At 59.2% G+C, this 20,752-nt stretch carries 18 protein-coding genes; 7 read left to right on the top strand and 11 right to left on the bottom strand.

The genetic code is table 11. The features are described 5' to 3' along the window. The first annotated feature begins 45 nt into the window (after positions 1-45). The 5 genes from KO499_RS14225 to KO499_RS14205 are packed head-to-tail and all read left to right on the top strand — an operon-like array spanning position 46 to position 8,526. Entirely contained in the window at positions 46-1,284 is a 1,239-nt protein-coding gene (locus KO499_RS14225) for an efflux RND transporter periplasmic adaptor subunit (protein ID WP_215984413.1), read from the top strand. Beyond that, complete coding sequence (locus tag KO499_RS14220; protein WP_215984412.1) at positions 1,281-4,442, top strand: efflux RND transporter permease subunit; 3,162 nt, start codon at positions 1,281-1,283, stop codon at positions 4,440-4,442. Before KO499_RS14225 ends, KO499_RS14220 begins: the two co-directional genes overlap by 4 nt. 52 nt (positions 4,443-4,494) lie before the next feature. Next, positions 4,495-5,175, top strand: coding sequence for an ABC transporter ATP-binding protein (locus KO499_RS14215; RefSeq protein WP_215984411.1), 681 nt, complete (start codon positions 4,495-4,497; stop codon positions 5,173-5,175). 7 nt (positions 5,176-5,182) lie between these two features. Next, positions 5,183-7,453, top strand: a complete 2,271-nt coding sequence (locus tag KO499_RS14210) for an FtsX-like permease family protein (RefSeq protein ID WP_323133352.1) — start codon at positions 5,183-5,185, stop codon at positions 7,451-7,453. Beyond that, positions 7,450-8,526, top strand: coding sequence for a lipocalin-like domain-containing protein (locus tag KO499_RS14205; protein WP_215984410.1), 1,077 nt, complete (start codon positions 7,450-7,452; stop codon positions 8,524-8,526). The genes KO499_RS14210 and KO499_RS14205 overlap by 4 nt, the downstream gene beginning before the upstream one ends. Before the next feature lie 20 nt (positions 8,527-8,546). On the opposite strand, the gene KO499_RS14200 is transcribed toward KO499_RS14205, so the two are convergent. The 9 genes from KO499_RS14200 to KO499_RS14160 form a co-directional block, all read right to left on the bottom strand. Beyond that, on the bottom strand, positions 8,547-9,755 hold the full coding sequence (locus KO499_RS14200; protein WP_215984409.1) for an ammonium transporter: 1,209 nt from the start codon (positions 9,753-9,755) through the stop codon (positions 8,547-8,549). 223 nt (positions 9,756-9,978) lie between these two features. Further along, entirely contained in the window at positions 9,979-10,896 is a 918-nt protein-coding gene (locus KO499_RS14195) for a flagellar motor protein MotB (protein WP_215984408.1), read from the bottom strand. 2 nt (positions 10,897-10,898) lie between these two features. Beyond that, on the bottom strand, positions 10,899-11,669 hold the full coding sequence (gene pomA, locus KO499_RS14190) for a flagellar motor protein PomA (protein WP_215984407.1): 771 nt from the start codon (positions 11,667-11,669) through the stop codon (positions 10,899-10,901). A 69-nt stretch (positions 11,670-11,738) separates the two neighbouring features. Beyond that, positions 11,739-12,158: a YkvA family protein gene (locus tag KO499_RS14185; protein WP_215984406.1), complete on the bottom strand. Its 420-nt coding sequence runs from the start codon at positions 12,156-12,158 to the stop codon at positions 11,739-11,741. A 73-nt stretch (positions 12,159-12,231) separates the two neighbouring features. Beyond that, positions 12,232-12,489, bottom strand: a complete 258-nt coding sequence (locus KO499_RS14180) for a TIGR03643 family protein (protein WP_215984405.1) — start codon at positions 12,487-12,489, stop codon at positions 12,232-12,234. Between the two features lie 71 nt (positions 12,490-12,560). Next, positions 12,561-13,154 (bottom strand): tRNA-uridine aminocarboxypropyltransferase, encoded by a 594-nt coding sequence (locus KO499_RS14175; RefSeq protein ID WP_228339958.1) that lies wholly within the window; start codon positions 13,152-13,154, stop codon positions 12,561-12,563. Between the two features lie 6 nt (positions 13,155-13,160). After that, positions 13,161-14,807, bottom strand: a complete 1,647-nt coding sequence (locus KO499_RS14170) for a phytoene desaturase family protein (protein WP_215984404.1) — start codon at positions 14,805-14,807, stop codon at positions 13,161-13,163. Continuing rightward, positions 14,798-15,304, bottom strand: coding sequence for a DUF6231 family protein (locus KO499_RS14165; protein WP_215984403.1), 507 nt, complete (start codon positions 15,302-15,304; stop codon positions 14,798-14,800). The genes KO499_RS14170 and KO499_RS14165 overlap by 10 nt, the downstream gene beginning before the upstream one ends. A 13-nt stretch (positions 15,305-15,317) precedes the next feature. After that, entirely contained in the window at positions 15,318-16,643 is a 1,326-nt protein-coding gene (locus KO499_RS14160) for a DASH family cryptochrome (RefSeq protein ID WP_215984402.1), read from the bottom strand. 165 nt (positions 16,644-16,808) lie between these two features. On the opposite strand from KO499_RS14160, the gene KO499_RS14155 reads away from it, so the two are divergent. Together KO499_RS14155 and KO499_RS14150 are read left to right on the top strand one after the other, a co-directional pair. After that, complete coding sequence (locus KO499_RS14155; protein WP_215984401.1) at positions 16,809-17,921, top strand: S-(hydroxymethyl)glutathione dehydrogenase/class III alcohol dehydrogenase; 1,113 nt, start codon at positions 16,809-16,811, stop codon at positions 17,919-17,921. Further along, complete coding sequence (locus tag KO499_RS14150; RefSeq protein WP_215984400.1) at positions 17,921-18,871, top strand: ketopantoate reductase family protein; 951 nt, start codon at positions 17,921-17,923, stop codon at positions 18,869-18,871. The genes KO499_RS14155 and KO499_RS14150 overlap by 1 nt, the downstream gene beginning before the upstream one ends. On the opposite strand, the gene KO499_RS14145 is transcribed toward KO499_RS14150, so the two are convergent. Continuing rightward, positions 18,868-19,914 carry a peptidoglycan -binding protein gene (locus tag KO499_RS14145; protein WP_215984399.1) on the bottom strand — a complete coding sequence of 349 codons (1,047 nt, stop codon included), beginning with the start codon at positions 19,912-19,914 and terminating at the stop codon, positions 18,868-18,870. The genes KO499_RS14150 and KO499_RS14145 overlap by 4 nt on opposite strands. Beyond that, positions 19,911-20,639: a flagellar motor protein MotA gene (locus KO499_RS14140; RefSeq protein WP_215984398.1), complete on the bottom strand. Its 729-nt coding sequence runs from the start codon at positions 20,637-20,639 to the stop codon at positions 19,911-19,913. Before KO499_RS14140 ends, KO499_RS14145 begins: the two co-directional genes overlap by 4 nt. Positions 20,640-20,752: the final 113 nt, after the last annotated feature.

The raw sequence follows: 20,752 nt of genomic DNA, 5'->3' as shown, positions 1-20,752 counted from the left end.
CTAACAGCCCGAAGGGCTTTATTTACCTTAGCTGGCCAGCAAGCAATGTCCAAACGACTCATCCCCGTATTGATTCTCGCTGTCGGTATTGCCGGCTTCATGATTCTGAAGATGACCCGTCCCGAGCCTGCAGAAGTCACGACCACTGAACGTAGCTGGCGTGTTCAGGTTCAGAAGATCGAACCGGGTACTCATACTCCGGTCCTGCCCTTGTATGGCGAAGTACTGGCGCCGGAGCAACTGACGGTAACGGCAACCCTGGCCGGTCGGATTGGCGCCAGACCGGTGACTGAGGGGCAGCGGGTTAGTGAAGGCGAGCTTCTGGTAGCGCTCGATGATGCCGACATTCAGCCTGCGCTGGCTCAGGCCGAAGCCCAGGTAAAAGACCTCGAAGCCCAGATTCGATCGGAACAGGTGCGTTACCGCAACGATCAGTCAGCGCTGGCCAGCGAGCAGGCCATCCTGGCAAATGCCCGTCGGCAGCTTGAGCGCACAGAGTCGCTGGTTAACCGGAATCTGTCGTCCCGGGAGGCGCTGGAAACGGCAACCGATGTTGCTGCCAGGGCGGAATTGACCGTCAATACCCGGCAACGGGCGATTGATGAGCACCCGGCGCGATTGCAAAGTCTGGAAGCAAAACTGGCCCAGGCGCAAGCGAGCCTGCTCAGTACCCGGCGGGATGCCGGGCGGGCCAGGATGACAGCACCGTTCGAAGGTATCGTTACCGATATTCAGGTGGCCGAGGGTGACCAGGTCAGCCGCAATGAGCCACTGTTGTCGCTTTATCCCGTCGATGGTCTGGAGCTTCGGGCGCGGGTGCCCGAGATGTTTAGGGCCGAGTTGCTGGATGCGCTGGCGCGTGGCAACACCCTGGCGGCCACCAGCGAAGGTGCTCAGCATCGGTTCCGGCTCTCGCGTTTTGCCGGTACCAGCGATCCTTCCGGTACCGAAGCCATTCTTGAGCTGGAGGGTGAAGCCAGGGGATTACGGCCGGGTGGCCTGCTGCCTGTGACTCTGGAGCGAGCGCCGCGTAGCGATACATTGTCGATTCCGTTCAGTGCCCTTTACGGTGCTGACAGCGTATATCTGCTGTCATCTGACGGCCGGATGAAGCGAGTGCGAATAGAGAGGATTGGTGAAGGGCGGGGCAGCAACGGCGAGCGTCGTCTGCTGGTGACCGGTGAAGCCCTGATATCCGGTGCCCAGCTGATTACCACCCACCTGCCGAATGCGGTGACCGGGCTCAAGGTCGATGTGGCTGATTCCGGAGCCATGGCGCAATGACTCGGAAAAAGGGCGTCATCGGCTTCTTTGTCCATCATCGGGTGGCCGCCAACCTGGTGATGCTGGTCATGCTGCTGGGTGGGGTTCTGGCGCTGACTCGCATGAATATCCAGTTCTTTCCCACCTTCGCCCTTGATGTCGTCAGTGTTCGCGTGGTGTGGAGTGGGGCGTCTGCAGAAGACGTGGAGCAGGGCATCACCAACCCCCTGGAGCAACGCCTGCGCAGCGTGGACGGTCTGAAAAAAATGACCTCCACATCGGCCCAGAGTGTGTCCTCCATTACCCTGGAGTTCGAGGAAGGCACCAACCCTATCCAGGCTCTGGACGATGTTCGCCAGCAGGTGGATGAATTCACCAACCTCCCCGCCGAGGCGGAAGAGCCCCAGGTGACCCGGATAGAACGTTATGAACCGGTCGCCCGGTTGTTGGTGTTTGGGGATGTCGATCGTAGCGAGTTACGACAGCTGGCCCACCGTTTTGAGGATGAACTGCTGCAGCGTGGTATCGACAGGGTGTCGATTCGCGGCTTGCCGGAGCAGCAGATCAGCATTGATGTGCCGGTAGAGCGGCTGGAGACACTGGGCCTGTCACTGGACCAGATTGCTGAACGGGTTGCTGCCATCTCACAGGACCTGCCCGCAGGAATGATGGCGCAACAGGATGCCGCCCGGGAACTGCGGGCAGTGGAACAGCGCCGAAGTCCCCAGGAATTCGAGAATATTCCGGTACTCAGTGGACAACGGATCCAGTTGAACCTTGGCGATGTCGCCGTCATCCGGCAGGAGTCCCGCGAGAGCCCGGTAACGTTGGACAAGGACGGCAAGCCTGCCGTTGAGCTGCAATTGCAGCGGTCAGAGAATGGCAACTCGCTGGCGGCGGCCAAGGTTCTGGAGACCTGGCTGGCGGATACCCGGCCGGTATTGCCACCGACGCTGGAACTGGAGGTATACGATGAAACCTGGCAGCTGCTGGACGATCGGATTTCGCTGCTGGTGAAAAACGGGCTGGGCGGTCTGGTGCTGGTGGTGTGCCTGCTTTACCTGTTTCTCCCCGGGCGTGTGGCCATGTGGGTTGCCATCGGTATTCCGACCGCCTTTCTGGCTGCGATGGGGGTGCTCTGGCTGATCGGTGGTTCCATCAACATGATTTCGTTGTTTGCCCTGATTATGGCGCTCGGCGTCATCGTTGATGATGCCATTGTGGTTGGCGAGGATGCAGACGCCCATGCGCGAATGGGGGAGGAGTCGATCTACGCCTCTGAAGGGGCGGCCAAGCGCATGGTATGGCCGGTACTGGCGTCATCCCTTACGACGGTTGCCGCCTTTATGCCTCTGCTGGTGGTTGGTGGCGTCATTGGCAATATCCTCGGTGACATTCCACTGGTAATGATCTGTGTGCTGGTCGCTTCGTTGCTTGAGTGTTTCATCGTGCTGCCGGCTCATCTGCGCCATGCCTTTGTGCCCCGACGCAAACTGAAGAAGGAAGGCTTGGAACCGAAAAAGCCAGGTCCTGTCGAGCGCTTTCGTCAGGGTTTCGAGCGACGATTTGATCAGTTCCGTGAGGGCAGATTCCGGCGTTTTTCCCGGTTCAGCCTCAAGCATCGTGGTGCCACGGTGGCCAGCGCACTGGCCCTGGCCATTGTGACCGTCGGTCTGCTGGCCGGGGGGCGGCTTGGTTTTAACTTTTTTCCGACACCGGAGCCGTCGGTGTTCTACGCCAACGCCAGCTTTGTTGCCGGCACCGACCGCGGCACGGTAGACGACTTCCTGAGCCAGATGCAGCGGACGCTCAATGAAACCGAAGAGGCGCTGGGCGGTGATTTCATTCTCCATGCTGTGACCACCCGTGGCGCCACTCAGGGTGCCGAGGGCAGTTCTCGCAGTGGAGACGAGCTGGGATCAATGATGATTGAGCTGGAGCCCTCAGACCGTCGCACCGTGCGCAATCCGCAGTTCATCACTGAGTGGCGCAGCCGACTGGAGACACCGGCCGGGTTGGATAACCTCACGATTTCTGAACGCCAGGCGGGGCCGCCGGGCCGGGATGTCAACGTCCGGCTGACCGGTGAGGATGCCGAGCGACTGAAGCAGGCTGCCGAGGAACTGGGCCAGGCACTTTCCACACTGCCAGGCGTGCTCGATGTGGAAGATGACATGCCCTGGGGGCGGGAGCAGCTGATATACCAGGTCAGTGCCTATGGTGAGGCGCTGGGATTGACCACGTCAGACCTCGGGCGTCAGCTCAGAGCGGCCTTTGATGGTCGGATTGCCCAGATCTACCAGGATGGCCGTGATGAAGTCGAGGTCCGGGTGCAGTTGCCCCGGGATCAGCGTGAGAGGCTGTCGACCCTTTCACGTATCACGGTCCGGGTTCCGGATGGTCGTTTTGTGCCGCTGACCCAGGTGATGAATCTGGATCACCGCCAGGGCTTCCAGGCCTTGCGTCACGCTGAAGGCCGATTGGCGGTTGAGGTAACCTCCGGGCTGAACACTCGGGTAAGTACCACGGATCAGGTTCTTACCAGTCTGGAAGCCGAGGCTCTGCCCGATATTGCCAGCCGCTACAACGTGCGCTACAGCTTCGAAGGAAGGGCTGCCGATCAGCGGGAGACACTGGGTGACATGCAGACCGGGCTGGTTATTGGCCTGGCGCTGATGTACGTGGTGCTCGCCTGGGTGTTCGCCTCCTGGAGTCTGCCGCTGATTGTGATGGCCATCATTCCGTTTGCCCTGGTGGGCGCGTTGCTGGGCCACTGGTTGATGGGGTTACAGCTGACCATCCTCTCGCTGTTTGGCCTTTTCGGACTTTCCGGGATTGTGGTCAATAACGCCATTATTCTCGTCGCCTTCTACAACCAGCAACGGAAAAAAGGGCTGAGTATTACCGATGCCCTCAATGAAGCCGCAGTGCAGAGAGTTCGGGCGGTCATGCTGACATCATTGACGACGATTGGCGGTCTGCTGCCGCTGTTGTTCGAGACTTCCCTGCAGGCTCAGTTTCTGATTCCGATGGCTACCTCGATTGCCTTTGGTCTGGGGCTTTCGACCCTGCTGGTATTACTGGTCATTCCGGCGCTTTTGTCCTGGCTGGAACAGTTCCGGGAATGGCGTGCAGAGCGGCGTGGCTCAATGGCCGGTCCCATCGGCGCTCCGGACTGATCAGTGAGCCGTTGAAGCGATTGGTCAAACTCAAGCAGACAGGAAGGATACAGTGGACTCTTTGCTTTCGGCCCGGGGCCTGAACAAGCAGTTTGTCAGTGGTGGTGAGCCAGTGTCAGTACTCACGGATCTTTCTCTGGAACTTGCCAGAGGTGAGTCTCTGGCTCTGACCGGTCGCTCAGGTTCCGGGAAAAGCACCCTGCTGAACATTCTGTGTGGCCTTGAAACACCGGATGCAGGCCGAGTGGAGGTGCTGGGAGAGAGCTTCGACAGCCAAAGGCCGGAAGCCGGGGGCAAAACCGGCACGCGCTGGGGCAATCTGCGCCGTCAGCAGATCGGTGTGGTATTCCAGGAAGCCAACCTGATGCCTGCCCTGTCCCTGCTGGATAATGTCCGTCTGCGGGCCCGGCTTGCCGGCCATGAACAGCGCAACTGTCAGGACTGGCTTGAACGGCTGGGCATTGGCGAGCTTGCGGCCCGGTATCCGGACCAGATATCCGGTGGTCAGCGCCAGCGGGCTGCTCTGGCCATGGTGTTTGCCATGAAACCCGCCCTGATTCTGGCCGATGAACCCACTGGCAGCCTTGATCGTCATACCGCAGGGGCTGTTATCGGACAGTTGTTCGAGTTGCAGGCCCGCCATGGCTGCGGCCTGATCCTTGCTACCCACGATCCGGAGCTGGCCGCCCGCTGCAGCCAGCATCTGGATCTCGGGCATCGGCCTGAAGTCTGAGTTCCCTGTGATTCTTCCGGCCGCCCTGTTCAGCCACTATCGCCGCCACCCACTTCAGCTGCTGGCGCTTGCCGCCATGATTGTCCTGGCAACCATGCTCTGGACCGGGGTCCATCACCTGACCAGCCAGGCCCGGGTGAGTCTCGACCAGAGCGAGTCGGCGGTGGCTGAGCGCCAGCAGGTAAAGCGCACAGACGGCGATCGTGTTTCAGTGGCTGACTTTGTCGAACTCAGGCGCCGGGGCCTGTGCGTGATGCCCTGGATGGAAGTGGCCGATCCGGATGCCGGACGGTTGGTTGGCGTCGATCCCCTGGCCGCCGGATGCTTTGGCGATCCTGGTCAGGACCAGGAGCCCTGGCAGCGGGAGCTGGATGGCCGGCCTTTCATGGACATCGCTGAAGCGGCTGAACTGGCCGGTCAGCACGGAAGTGCACTGTCTTTACTGGTGTCGGATGCGCACAGTGCGGCTGACCTCCCTTCAGGCTACCAGTTGGCGCCTTTCCGGGTTGGCCCTGAGACCGGAGAGCTGGGCGACAGTTTCCTGCTCAATCTGGATGCGCTGGGCGTTCTTGTGCTTTTGATTACCGCTCTGCTGGTACGCAGTGTCTATCTGCTCGGGTTGGCCCAGCGCCGCGACAGTTTTGCCCTGCTACATCGGTTTGGTGTTTCCAGGGGGCGTATCAACGGCCTGCTGGTGGTTGAAATCCTGCTGTTGGGCCTGGTGTGCATTGTGCCCGGGATCTGGCTTGGCCGCTGGCTGGCCATCGGCCTTGGCAGTGGTTTCGGGCGGGCGCTGGAAGGACTGTTTGATCAGCCCCTGTACGCCGGGCAGGGAGGAGGCTGGCTGAAGCCGATGGTGACTATGCAGGCGGTGGTTCTGGTGGCTTGCCTGACAGACGTCCTTCGGCCGCTGGGCCGGCGGCTCTCAGGAGGCAGCCGCGGGTTTGCCGGGCTGTTGTTGCTGATGTTGATCACCGGTCTTGCCTGGTCGGTTTGGGCGTCCGCCCTGGTCTGGCTTTTCATGGCCGTGGCCATGGTGTTCGTAGCGGCCGGGGCTCTGGCGCCAATGCTGATTTCCCGGCTCGCCGACGGGCAGGCCGGGCGTGACAAGGATCCACTGGCACGCTGGCGCCACCGGGAGCTGTCGGTGCTGGCCCGGCGCCTGGCCTTGCCATTGGTGGCCCTGCAGTTTGCCCTGGCTATGGTGTTGGCTGTTCAGGCCCTGGTCACTACCTTCGAGAGCACCTTCGACCGATGGCTGGCGCAACGGCTCGCGGCCGGTTATTACATTGAGGTGCCCGACGCTGTGGATCCGGGGCCAGTACTGGACTGGCTGTCGGAGCAGCAGGCGCTGGCATCCTCCGGGGTGTGGCATCAGGTGGTTCGGGGGGAGGCAACGCTGATGGGCACCGCCGGCAAGCAGGATACGGTTGTGGATGTGTTTGCGCTGGGTCCTGTTGGTCCTCTGGTGACCGGATGGCAACTGTTTGAATCCGTTGCCGAGCCCTGGCAGCGGCTGCGTCAGGGCCAGGGTCTGATGGTCAATGAGCAGCTCGCCCGGCGCCATGGAATTAACCCGGGCGCGACCTTGCCGGTGCAACTGGGTGGCGGGAGGTTAGATCTTCCGGTACTGGCGATCTACCCTGACTACGGGCGTCCTGCCGGTGAAATTCTGTTGGATGTTGCTGTGTTGCCGCCGGGTTTTGTTCCCGATTTCCAGAGCCTGTCGATATCGCCCGGGACCTTCTCTATTGAGGCGATCAAAGGCCAGTTGGAGCAGATGTGGCAGGTTGACGAAGTCGTCGTCCGGGACAATCGGGCCATTGAAGCGCTGGCTTCTGCCATCTTTGATCAGACCTTTCTGCTGACCCGGGCCATGACAGCCCTGACCCTGATACTGGCAGCGATTGCCTTACTGATGATGGGCTGGGTGTTTTTCTCCACCCGGGCCTGGTACTTCGGTCTGCTGGTGGTGTGGGGGCTTTCACGTCGACAGGCTTCAGCACAGCTGACACGCCTGGCAGTCGCCCTGACCAGCATGATTGCAGTGCTGGCTTTACCGCTGGGAATCTGGCTGACCTGGGTGCTGGTGCATCGTATCAACCCGCTGGCGTTTGGCTGGTCCCTGCCGATGGCCGTTTATCCGCCGTTCTGGGCAGAACTTGGGGTGCTGAGCCTGCTGGTCGGCTTCAGTATTGCGCTCCTGATGCACCGGCAGCTGCAAGTTCAGGCTTCCGCTCCGGCGAGCGCCAGTGCGCTGGCAGGAGGTGAACGATGAGGCGGCGTTTCTGGCTGTTTCTGGTCGCTGCGTTGGCGGGCTGCTCGGAACCACAGCAAGAAGCCGGGTTTGCCGGCCTGGCCGGTGTCTCGGAGAGTGATTCGGGGGTGGCGTTCCTGCAGCCTGGCCCCGGTGACCGCCTGACCTTTCCCGAAGATTTCGGGCCTCATCCGCAACACCGCATAGAGTGGTGGTACCTGACTGCCAACCTGAAGACTGAAGAGGGAGAGCCTCTGGGCCTGCAATGGACCCAGTTTCGCCAGGCAATCACACCGCGGCTGGCCGACGCTGAGCCTCCTGAGCCCGGCACCTGGCCTCTGGAAGCGGCCTGGATGGCCCACGCTGCCGTGAGCTTTGATAGCCAGCATTACTTTGGCGAGAGGCTGGCCCGAGGCGATGTTGGTCATGCCGGTGCCCGGGCAGAGCCACTGGCTGTGTGGCTGGATGACTGGCAGCTTGAGGCATCCGGTAATGACGCGTGGCAGTTGCAGGTGGCGGCCGATGGCTGGTCCTATGACCTGACCCTGCGGATCAACGGCAAACCCGTTGCGCACGGCGACAATGGGTTCAGTGCCAAGGCCGCCGATGGCAAGGGGTCCATGTATTTCAGTCTGGTGAACCTGCAGATAGACGGCACGGTTACTCTGGGCGATCAGGCGCTGGCGGTGACCGGACGGGGCTGGTTCGACCGGGAGTGGAGCAGCCAGTTTCTCAAAGCCGGGCAGCAGGGTTGGGATTGGTTTGCGCTGCACCTGGAGTCCGGAGACAAACTGATGGCCTTCCAGCTACGGGAAGAAGAGGGTGATTTTCGTGCCGGTACCTGGATTCCAGTCCATGGTGAGCCGATGTCGCTTGGCGCCGATCAGCTCAGGATGTCGCCATTAACGACCAGTGAGGGGTATCCGCGTAGGTGGCAACTGGCGGTGCCAGACGTCGGTCTGAATCTGGACGTGGCCGCGCCCCCGGGGGACTATCGGAATACCGGGCTCTACCCCTACTGGGAAAGCCCGGTCTCCGTATCCGGCAGCCATGGCGGGGTGGGCTACATGGAGCTGACCGGATACGGTGACTGAACCCCGGCCAGACCGAGTGGCTATTCGACGGCGTTGGCACCAATGCGGTGAATGCTGAGGTCGGCTCCGTTGAACTCTTCCTCTTCTGTCAGGCGCACGCCGGACACCGCATTGATAATTCCATACACAGCCAATCCACCGGCGAAAGCGACGACAACCCCGGCGATGGAACCGATGATCTGGGACATCAGGCTGACGCCGCCCAGGCCGCCAAGTGCTTCCTGGCCGAATATGCCGCAGGCAATAGCACCCCAGACGCCACACACACCGTGCAGCGGCCAGACACCCAGGACATCGTCCAGGCGTTCGATTTTTGCCTGGGCCCACTCAAACAGATAGACAAAGATGGCGCCGGCTACGCCACCGGTGATCAGAGCGCCAACCGGATGCATCAGATCAGAACCGGCACATACGGCTACCAGGCCTGCCAGAGGGCCGTTGTGGATGAAACCCGGATCTTTGCGGCCCAGCAGCATGGAAACCAGAATGCCGCCCACCATGGCCATCAGACTGTTGACGGCTACCAGGCCGCTGATGCCGTCCAGGGTCTGGGCAGACATCACGTTGAAACCGAACCAGCCAACGGTCAGGATCCAGGCGCCGAGGGCCAGGAACGGAATATTCGAAGGAGCAAAGGCGATAACTTTTCCATTACGGTAGCGCCCTTTCCGGGCTCCCAGGATAAGCACGGCTGCCAGAGCGATCCAGCCACCGACCGCATGCACCACAACGGAGCCGGCGAAGTCGTGGAAAGATGCACCAAACTGGTTCTCAAGCCAGCCCTGGAAACCGTAGTTGCCGTTCCAGATCATGCCTTCAAAGAACGGGTAAACGAAAGCCACGATCAGGCCGGAGGCAATCAGCATTGGATAGAATCTGGCGCGCTCGGCAATGCCACCGGAGACGATGGCGGGAATAGCGGCTGCGAAGGTCATCAGGAAGAAAAACTTCACCAGATCATAGCCGTTGGCAGCGGTCAGTTCGGCGGCGTCACTCATGAAATGGCTGCCGTAAGCGATGTAATAGCCAATAAAGAAATAGGCCACAGCGGAGATGCCGAAGTCGGTCATGATCTTGACCAGCGCATTGACCTGATTCTTGTGACGAACGGTGCCTACTTCAAGAAAGGCAAAGCCGGCGTGCATGGCCAGGACCATGATGGCGCCGATGAGGATAAACAGCGTGTTGGCGCTCTCTGTCAGGGTGTGCACTGCACTCGTGATGTCCACGGGGTTTCGCTCCTGATATTGTGTATCAGGCCTCTGATGGGCCCTTTTTGTTGGGTTGTGCATTCATGAGGTGCAGGATAAGCAAGATGTGTTCCAAAATAATGCACATTAAGAGTGGTTGGCAGGTTAGCGAGGTATGGCGAAGGGGTAACAGGTTCTTTGGTGAGATTATTGCACTAGATATGTGCGATATTTGAGCCGGCGCACCAATCTGGTGTGAGCTCTACCAGCTGATTTCGCCTGACGTGGCAGTGCTGGATTCGATGTCCAGGGGCGACTGCTCGTCGTCGGATTCCGAGTGGATAAGCTCCCGAAGCCGGATTTCCTGCTCCTGCAGCGGACCGGAAAGGTCGATGATGATTTCGACTCGGCGGTTCTTTGCACGATTGTCGGCGGAGCTGTTGGGCACCCTGGGCTGGGTATCGGCGAGCCCTGTAACCGACAGACGGGTAGGTTCTACCTGGTCTCGTGCTACCAGAACGTTGGCCACGGCTGCTGCGCGGGCGGCGGAGAGATCCCAGTTGCTGTAGAACCGGTCGGTACGGATGGGAATGTTGTCGGTGTGACCCTCAATGGTGAGATCACCCGGAATACCCTGAATGACCTCGGCCATGTCCAGCAGCAGGCCTTCGAATTCCCAGGTCAGCTGGGCCGACCCGGAAGGGAAGGAGCCTTTTTCTTCCACCCGGATCACGATGTGCCTCTGGTCTTCACTGACATTGATGCGGCCGTCAGTAATGGCAGGCTCCAGAACCTGCAGAATCTCGTCCATGGTCTCCTGCATCTGCTCGTCCATCGCGGATTCTACCGCCGCATCGGTCGGGCTTTTCAGAGTCTGAAGTTCGGGATTCTCTTCAGTGGTGGTCTGTTTCACTTCGTTGATCACGGTGGGCTCCGGTGGAGCCGGGGAAAACTTGTCGAATATCGGGCTGGTGCCTTTTGGAATTTCCAGAGACGGCACGTCGCGCTGCACACCGAAAGCTTTGGAGAGTTCGCCGGCAATCTGCTTGAATTTCTGGGCGTCGATTTCCGAGAAGGACAGCAGTAGCACGAAGAAGCACATCAGCAGGGACATAAGATCGGCGAAGGTGACAACCCACGCCGGAATCCCCGGTTTTTCTTCTTCAGGCAATTCGTCCATGGTCAGGCGCCTTCGGCTTCAGCCACTTTCTCGCGTTCCTTGGGCGGCAGATAACTTGAGAGCATCTGCTCAATGATGCGGGGGTTTGTGCCTTCCTGGATGGCCACGAGAGCGTCGATGTACAGCGATTGCATCCGGGCTTCTTCCGTCATTCGGAGGGATAACTTGTCCGCAATCGGTGTGGCAAACATCGTCGCAATCATAGCGCCGTAAAGAGTTGTCAGAAGAGCGACCGCCATGGCGGGACCGATGGATTTCGGATCCTCCATGTTTGACAGCATCTGAACCAGACCTATCAGGGTTCCAATCATGCCCATGGCCGGTGCAACGTCTGCCATGGCCGTGAAGACTTTGGCGCCGGATCGGTTGTGGTCAAGGGTCATCAGGCGCTCTTTGTTCAGAAGCTCCTTGATCGTTTTGCCGTCCTGTCCGTCTACCAGCATCTGAATACCCTGGGCAAGAAACGGACTGCTTATCTCCCGGCCCTCAAGACCCAGAACGCCTTCTTTCCGGGCCACGTTGGCAATCTCTACCAGCTCTTCGATGCTGGCCTGAGTTTCCGGCAATTTGAACTTGAAGGCCCGGACCGCTGCTTTGAAGGCTCCAAGGAATTGGCCAACACTGAATTTGGCCAACACCACGAACATGGTGCCCCCGACAACGATCAACAGGGATGCGGGGTTGATGAAAACCGTTGGCGAAACACCAAGAATAATGGCGGACGCAATAAGCAGCGTTGCGCCAGCAAGGCCGATGAGGGTGGCTAAATCCACAGCAACTCCAAGTAAGATGCAGGTGTTTCGATAGCAGGGGCGAGAGAATACCGTCAGTTCAGAATTTAATCAATTGGCGCTGACCTGGTTTTCGCGTTCTTCCTTCTCCTCTACCCATGCAGCATAGCGGAGTAGATCAGACTCCACCAATTTCAGACACATAGCGACGACGCCGGCGTCGTCCAGAAACCCGAAGCCGAGAATCAGATCCGGTATGACATCGATAGGGTTGAGGACATACAGCAGAGCCCCGGCAATGGCTGCGATGCTTTTCCAGGGCACGTTTCGGTAGTTGCCATTCCAGTAATCCCTGATCATGGAAAACATGAGCTTGATATCGGTACTGAAGCGGGCCAGCTTGCCGCTGCCTTTCACTTTGTCTTCAATCTTGCGCTGGCGTTCCAGCAGCTTTTCCAGGTCTGCCGGATTTACCTTGCCGGCCTCGGCATCCAGCTGCTTCCGGGCATTTTTCTGGTTGAACAGTGGCATGGACGGCGTTCCTTGATTGGTTAATGCCTTGATATCATCGCGCAGCCCCGACCAAATTCCAATGGCAAGGCCGCTATCGATGCTTGTACTGGGTTGGGCAATACCCCCTGGTGATCCCTGCAGGTCGGAGTTCACGGTGTTTTGTGTCGCGGCCGCTCACCCGTTTGCGCCAGAGCCGGAAACTGGCGGCTTTCAGTTCCCGACGCATGACTCTGATGACATCCTTTTCCCTGAGGCCGTACAGGTCCTCAATCGCCTCGAAGGGAGTGCGATCCTCCCAGGCCATTTCGATGATGCGGGAGAGGTCTGCAGGGCTGAATTCTTCGGGCATGGGCTGCTCCTGGTTGCAATTGTGTGTCAGGAGCTTACGTCCGGAAACGAGGGTCGTCTCACCGGGTGGTGTTACTGGTAGTGTTTGTGCAGTCGGGTCGGGATCTGGGCAAGCTGTCTGGTCACCAGCGCGTGCAGGGCGGTGGTGATCGGGCGGGTATCCAGTTCCGGTTCAATCACGTTCAGCAGATAGGCCACCGCTTCGGCTGTCGCGAGCTTGTGTTCCCCTGGCGCCTTGCGGATGGCGTAGGCGGAAGCCGGAGGGTGAGAGAAGTGAAAACGGGGCAGTGCGGCCAGTGTCGGATTCTGGTGCAGGATCCGGGCGGCCTTGCGCCAGGTGCCATCCAGTACTATCCAGTGACGGATGTGGCTCAGATCCGCCGATTCGAGCGCGCAGCTGCCCGGGCCGGGGAACAGCAGCGCCGAGCCCGGGGCGTGGACTTCTGTATCAAAGCCGGCCTGGCGGAACTCGGCCGGTGTCTCGCCGTGGACTACCTGTAACCGGGCAAGACACCGGGACAGGATGCGAACCGTGCCCTTTGCGTGACCGATCTCGCCCGGGTGCTGGAGCACGGACACCGGGGTGCTGTTCAACACCGGTGCGCAGGTGTCGCACACGCAGATATTGGGATGCACGTGGCAGGCGGGGCAGATTGGCCTGGGCAACGCCTGTTACCCCACGAATATGCGTTTTGCCAACCCGGCGCCGCGCCAGCCCCGAATGGCAAGGGTGCTGACCAGACCACCAATCATGGCACCTACGACACCACAGGTAAGGATGTCCTGACCGGTGAGATAGAGCCCGGGAATGTCGGTTTTCGGCTTCAGCCAGTCCTGTTCGAAACGCTCGGGGTTGTGATCCAGGCCGTACAGTTCGCCCCGCCCATAGCGGCAGAACCACGCGGTGGAGAGTGGCGTGGAGGTCTCGACGTAATCCACCTTGCCCCGAAGTTGAGGCAGCTTTTCATACATGACGTCGAGCAACTGGTCGGTGATCTTCTGTTTCAGGGTCTCATAGTCTTCGCCGCGCTTGCCCCAGATGGTGTCCTGCCAGGGCTCGAACATCTCCCAGGTGGTGGGCGCTACAATCTCGATGGTGGAGGTGCCCGGCCAGCGATTCTGGTAGTCCGGGTCCTTGGCCGCCGGGAAGGAAATGTACACGACCGGGAAATCCGTGTGTTCCGGGTCGTCCATGAATTGCTGCACGTTGCCATCGTGGTCGGCACTGGGGTAGATCCAGAAATTGGTTCTGGGCAGACCCAGTTCGTCGGGCGTGCCCTTCAGGCCGATGTACAGGCCGATGTGGGGCATGGACGGTATGATGTGCCGGCGTTTGCTTTCATACCCGACCTTCCTGGCGACGTCCGGCGGAAGCAGCTTTTCAAAGGTATTGATCACGCCCGCATTGCTGATCACCAGCGGTGCGCGGATGTCTTCACCATCGGCCATACGCACACCGGTCGCCTTGCCTTTTTCGATCAGGATGTCGGTAACGTCGGCGTAGGTGAACACTTCACCGCCCGGCTTCTGGATAACAGGGATTATCGTGTTCGCGATTTCTGATGCCCCGCCAACGGGATAAAAACCACCGTACAGGTAGTGTTTGGCAATCAGGGCGTGGACCATGAAACTGGACTGTCTGGGGGTGACGCCGCAATCGCCCCACTGACCTGTGATCGCGCCGATCAGTTCCTGATTGTCAGTCAGTTCACTCAGAACCTCCCACGTGGTCTTGTTGAAGCAGTCCGGCAAGGCAACATCCAGCCCTTTGTTAACAATGGAACTGAGCAGGCCGGGCGTCAGCTTGGAGAGTGTGTACCACTGCATGCCATCGGCCACTTTGCCCAGCAGTTTCAGGTACTGGTCGATAGCGTCCTGTTCGTCGGGAAAGGCCTGCAACAGAGAGAGACGCAGGCCTTCCCGGCCGGCTCGCAGGTTGATCACCTTATCGCCAAGGAAGAACCGGTCGTAGTTCTCATCCATGGGAGCCCATTCCAGCTTGCCGTCGGTAATGTAGTCGAACAGCCTGCGGCCAAGGGTGTGAGAAGAGCCCATATCGCCGATGTAGTGAACACCAACGTCCCATTCATACCCGTTGCGGGCGTAGCTATGGGTATAGCCTCCGGCGGTGTAATGCTGTTCCAGCACCAGCACCTTCTTGCCGGCTTTTGCCAGGCACGCAGCCGTGGTCAGGCCGCCAATGCCGGAGCCGATCACGATGGCGTCATAGGGACCTTTCAGGCGACTGGCCCGGTATCGGGTGCCGATTCGAAGAGTACTGGGTTTGAGTTTTCTGGAAGACGGACTGTTCACCACCATGCTTTTCCCCACATTTCCGGATTGGCCCATTTCTCTGGATTGTTCCAGGCGCGTTTATGGTTGTAAGTATCCAGATTGTAGGTGTAGAGCGTGAGTACGCCGTTATCATTTTCCAACTCTGCATGACGCCGGAAACCGAGGCCAATGAAATCGGTAAATGCCCAGTCCGGCGTTTCACCCACCAGTACTGCAATCTGGTGGGTGCCGTAGTTCCTGAGCTGACCCAGCAGCAGTGCGCCTTCACCGTGGGGCAGGTGTTCAAGCGTGTCGGTGATCAGTGCAAGGTCTGCGACCCGATCCAGAAACAGACTGGCATTCGGATCGGCGGTGTCCAGAGTACGGACGTTGACCCCGTCCTGGTGTTCCTGCCAGATCCGGGACATTTCGGTGGCCAGAGCGCCGCAGCTCAGCAGGCTGGCGGGAGAGCTGGTGTCGATGATGCGGGCCAGGGTTTCCCGCGCTGTGCTGGTGTTTTCGTTGTTCGTCATAGTGCTCATGGCTGTGTGCCTTTTACAACAGGGGCCAGTCTGCCGCATCTACTGTGTGTAATCCCACGGGCTGTTCCGCGTGTCCGCCCCAACGATCTACAAAGGTGCCAACAGGGTCGTATTGTTGCGTCTGCTTGTCGAGGTTGAACTGCCGCAGGCCTCGGGGGTCCGCGCCTACGCCAGCCAGGTACTGCCAGTTGCCGTAGTTGCTCCCCACATCATAGTCGATCAGCTGTTCTTCAAACCACGCTGCCCCGTAACGCCAGTCCAAGCCCAGTTCATTGATAAAACAGCTTGCTACCAGCTGCCTGGCCCGATTGCTCATGTAGCCGGTTTCCCGCAGCTGGTTCATGGCTGCGTTCACGATCGGATATTCCGTGTTGCCGTGACACCAGGCCTGGAAACGGTGGCCGTAGAAGGTGCCGTGTCGGTGCTTGCGCTGGACGCCATCCCGGCGAAACAGGCTGGCGCCATGTTTCAGAGCGTACCAGTAGAAGTACTCGCGCCAGAGCAGCTCAAACCACAGCCAGTAAGTGGACTCGTTCCTGGTCTCGCTGGCTTCGTACTCGGTGATGGTTTCCGCCACTTCGCGGACCGAAACACAGCCGTTGGCCAGCCAGGGCGAGAATTTGGAGGAGGCATCCCAGCTGTCCAGGGCATTTCGGGTCTCTTTGTAGCGATCAATGCTGTGATTGTCGTAGACAAACGCCTGCAGTCGCTTCAGGCCTGTGGCTTCACCGCCCACGAACTGTAACGGGTGCACGGGCTCCGATATGCGCGGGCAGGCGCCCCGGTTGTCCTCTGGGAAGCCCGGCGGCGGGGGTAAGGCGGTAAGCGTGCGAATCCTGAGCCGTTCTGAGCAGCGTTCACCGGTTTTCTCTACCTGTTTGCGGAATTGTGAGAAGGTTTCCGGCAGATCCTGCAAGGCCATCGGCAGCGAACCCTCGGTAAACAGACTGAGGGTTTCGAATTGCTGAAACAGGGTGTCTGGCAATTGTTCCTTGAGAGTTTGCCATTGACTGGCCTCCCGGGTACCGGGTAACCGCGAGCGGATTACCCGGCCAATTTGGTACGCATGGACCAGTGCCGGAATCACCGTCTCCGGTTCGCCATAGGCAATGTGCAGGCGCTGTCCCAGTGGTCTCAGGCTTCGCTCCAGTGCCATCAGGCTTTGCCAAAGGAAACGCCACCGATGATCCCCCATGGATTTACTCTGCAGAGGTCCGGGCGAGAACCAGCGCGGATCCACCACATACACGCACAGCAGCATGTCGGATTTCGACGCAGCCAGCAGCGTGCTGTTATCGTGCAGGCGAAGATCCCGCGTAAACCAGTAAAGCGTGCGCAACGTTATGGCTCCTCAACCTTTTGATTCTGCCTTCTAGATACGCTCAAGATTCAGAAAAGATTTTGAGCAACATGGTTATCACCAAGTCGAGTAGAATGATTCAAACACGTGAGGGCTGAAATGTCGCCGCCCGTTAACAGCGACCGAGTAATCAAGGAGCCGAAAGTGATCAAATCCCGTGCCGCGGTGGCCTTCGAAGCCAACAAGCCGCTCGAAATCGTTGAAGTTGATGTTGCTCCGCCCCAGGAAGGTGAGGTTCTGGTGCGCATTGTGGCCACCGGCGTTTGTCATACCGATGCCTACACTCTGTCGGGAGCCGATCCGGAAGGCCTTTTTCCGACCATTCTAGGTCACGAAGGCGGTGGCATTGTGGAGGCGGTTGGGCCAGGCGTGAAGAACCTCGAAGTGGGCGATCATGTGATCCCCTTGTATACCGCCGAATGCGGGGAGTGCAAATTCTGCACCTCTGGCAAGACCAACCTGTGCGGCGCCGTGCGTGCAACCCAGGGTAAAGGTGTGATGCCGGACGGCACCTCCCGTTTTTCCTACAAGGGTGAACCGCTATATCACTACATGGGTTGCTCTACGTTTTCCGAGTACACGGTGCTGCCGGAAATTTCCCTGGCCAGGATTCCCAAGGAAGCGCCTCTGGACAAGGTCTGTCTGCTCGGCTGTGGCGTGACGACCGGCATTGGTGCCGTGCTGAACACCGCCAAGGTTGAAGAAGGCGCTACCGTGGCCATTTTTGGTCTCGGCGGCATCGGCCTGGCGGCGATCATTGGTGCAAAAATGGCCAAGGCTGGCCGGATCATCGGTGTTGACATTAACCCGGGTAAATTCGACATCGCAAAACAGCTGGGCGCCACTGACGTAGTGAATCCCAACGACTACGACAAGCCGATCCAGGAAGTGATCGTCGAGATGACCGACGGTGGTGCCGATTACACCTTCGAATGCGTGGGTAACGTGAAACTGATGCGTGCAGCGCTTGAGGCCTGTCACAAAGGCTGGGGCGAATCCACCATCATTGGTGTTGCCGGAGCCGGTGAGGAAATCAGCACCCGACCGTTCCAGCTGGTTACCGGTCGGGTATGGCGTGGTTCGGCCTTTGGTGGAGTGAAAGGTCGCACCGAGCTGCCGGGTTACGTTGAAAAGGCCGGGAAGGGTGAGATTCCGCTGGATGTGTTCATTACCCATGAAATGCCTCTGGAAGACATCAACAAGGCGTTTGACCTGATGCATGAGGGCAAGAGCATCCGGACGGTTATTCATTTCTGATGGCCAGCAAGCTCAGATTGTTGATCGTTGGCGCAGGCGGCATCGGTGGCTACTACGCCGCCCGCCTGTTGCATGCCGGACACGACCTTGTTCTCACCGCGCGCGGTGCACACCTGGAGGCGCTGCGGGAACGTGGTCTGACGGTCCAGTACGGGGAGGAGGTCTGGTCGTTTCCGGTTCAGGCAATGGATCATTCGGGGGTGGTCTCCCGTTACCGGCCGGATGATTTTGATGTCGTTGTCGTCACCCTCAAATCCACAGCAAAGGAGGCAATGCTGGAGGAGTTGGGACCCTGGCTCGGCCACGGCAAGGTGCCTGTATTGTCACTGCAGAACGGAGTGGATAATGAGCCTGCCCTGGCATCGCTTCTGGGGGAACAGCGGATTCTGGGTGGCCTGGCGGTGAGAATCGGTGGGCACATTGTTCAGCCGGGGGTGGTTGAAGCGGAAGGGCCTGCGCAAATTGTCATGGGTGAATGGCCGCTGGCCGCAGCGCTGGATGCACGTCGCCCGTTGTTGCTGCAATTACAGACCGAACTCGAAGCGGCCGGTATTCCGACAACCGTTTCTGACAACATCCGGTACGAGCTCTGGCGCAAGCTGGTGATCAACAACGGCGTAAACCCGCTCTCGGCCCTGACCGGACTGGATACCCGGAGTCTGACTCATCATCCGGAGTTCCAGAAGATGGTTCACGGCATGATGGCGGAAACGGTGGCCGCGTCGAAAGCCGACGACGTCAATCTCGGACCCGAAGATCTGGACGAAATGTTCGATCTGATCAGTAACTTCAATGCCATCAAGACCTCCATGCTGGTCGACAAGGAAAAAGGCCGGCCCCTGGAACTCGACAGTATCGCCGGTGCAGTGCTGCGCCGCTGTGACCGTTTGGGCATAGAGGCTCCTTACACCATGACGGTCAATGCCTTGCTGTCTCACTCTCGGGACTAACGATCCGTCAGCTTCAGCTCAATCCGCCGGTTTTTTTGCAGTGCTTCCGCTGAGGTGCCTTCCGCCACCGGGAAGAACTCGCCAAACCCGGCGGCCGCCATGCGCCGATCCGGGACACCCTGGCCGGCAAGGTAGCGAACCACGGCAACGGCGCGGGCAGTGGACAGCTCCCAGTTGGAGGGGAACCTCGGGGTATTGATGGGCAGGATGTCAGTGTGACCGTCGATCCTCAGGATCCAGTCGACGTCGTCGGGTATTCTGGCGGAGACATCCAGCAGGATGTTCGCCAGTTTATCCAGCTCCTGCCGGCCTGCTTCGCCCAGCTCGGCAGAACCCGAGGCGAACAGAAGCTCGGACGGCAGCAGGAATCGATCACCGACGATCCGGACATTCTCATTACCGGCGAGAATATCCCGCAGTCGGGCAAAGAATTCCGACTGGTACTGTTCCAGCTGGTTAACGCGCTCGGCCAGCAGGGTATTGAGCCGTCGGCTGACCTGCTCCAGTTCCTGCTCTTTGTCCGCCGTCATCTGTTCCTGCAATTCCAGCGCTGAGGCGATCTGCCTGAGCTGTTCCCGCAATGAGGCGATCTGATTGGACAATCGCAGGATCATTGCCTGCTGGCTGGCGGACATCTCGTCTTTCTCATCAACGGATGCTTCCAGATTTGCCAGTCGTTCCGTCTGGGCTTCAGCCATGGCAGTCTGACGCATCAGTTGCTCGCGGGTGGATTCCAGCTGGTTCACCAGAGCGTCGTTGCGGTTCAGGCTGGCGCTGTAGTCATCCTGCAGACTGGCCATCTGGTTTTCCAGCGCGTCGGTCTTGCTCTGCTCAAGACCCAGAAGTTCCGATAACTCGGTCAGCTGGGCATTGAGCTGTGCCAGTTGGGTATCCCGGTCTGACAGGGTCTGGGAAAGGTAAAGCTGGCTGACCACGTACACCAGCAGCATGAAGATCACCAGCATTAACAGGGCGGAGAGCGCATCCACGTACCCTGGCCAGACGTTGGTGGTGCTTCGGCTTCGGCGCCTGGATCCGATCATGACAGGTCTTTCTCGTCGTCAACCCGATCTACCAGATTGGTAACGCCTGTGAGCCACTCTTCCAGGCCATCGTAGAAGCGGTTCTGGGCATGACCGGCCTGGATATCGAGGAAGCCGAGAATCAGTGAGCCGCCCAGGCCAAGCAGGGAAGAACTGAACGCCGTACCCATGCCCTCAAGAGGCGTAAGCAGGCCTTTCTGGAGCTCCGCAAACACCTTCCCGAAATCTTTCTGGCTCATATCCAGGCCGGTAATAACCTGGCCGACCGAGTTGATGGTGCCCAGCAGCCCCCAGAAGGTGCCCAGCAACCCGAGAAATACCAGCAGGCTGATGAAGTAGCGGGTGATCTCCCGCTGTTCATCCATGCGGGAATGAATGCCGTCGAGCACGGTTCTCAGTGACAGGGTTGAGAGGGTAAACCGGTCCCGCTTGGCGTCTTCCCCCAATTGGCGGGCCAGAGGCTTGAGCAGTCGGGGTTCCTGTACCACGGAGAGTCCCGCGTGGCCGGTGCGGAACTGTGCGATCCACTTCAGTTCCGGAAACAGGACAAATACCTGCCGGTAAGTGAGTGCAATACCAACGATCAGAACCCCGACGATCAGCAGATTGAACACCCAGTTGGCCATAAAGGCGGAGATCAGGGGTTTGTGGATCAGGGCGCCGACGATGACGACCACGCCGAGGAACAGCGTCATCCAGAAAAGCGTGTGTTTCGGGTTGCTCATAGCGTTGGCCAGCTTTTTTGAGATATTCCTCAAAACGTTAGCACAGATATGAGACGCTGTTGTGAACGGTAAAGGAAGTTTAATCGAAGGGTTTCGTGACTGACGGGACCGGA

This window comes from Marinobacter sp. F3R08, assembly GCF_018860425.1.
Taxonomy (GTDB): Bacteria; Pseudomonadota; Gammaproteobacteria; order Pseudomonadales; family Oleiphilaceae; genus Marinobacter.
The sequence above is the reverse complement of the archived record's forward strand: the minus strand, read 5'-3'. Positions and strand labels throughout refer to the sequence as shown.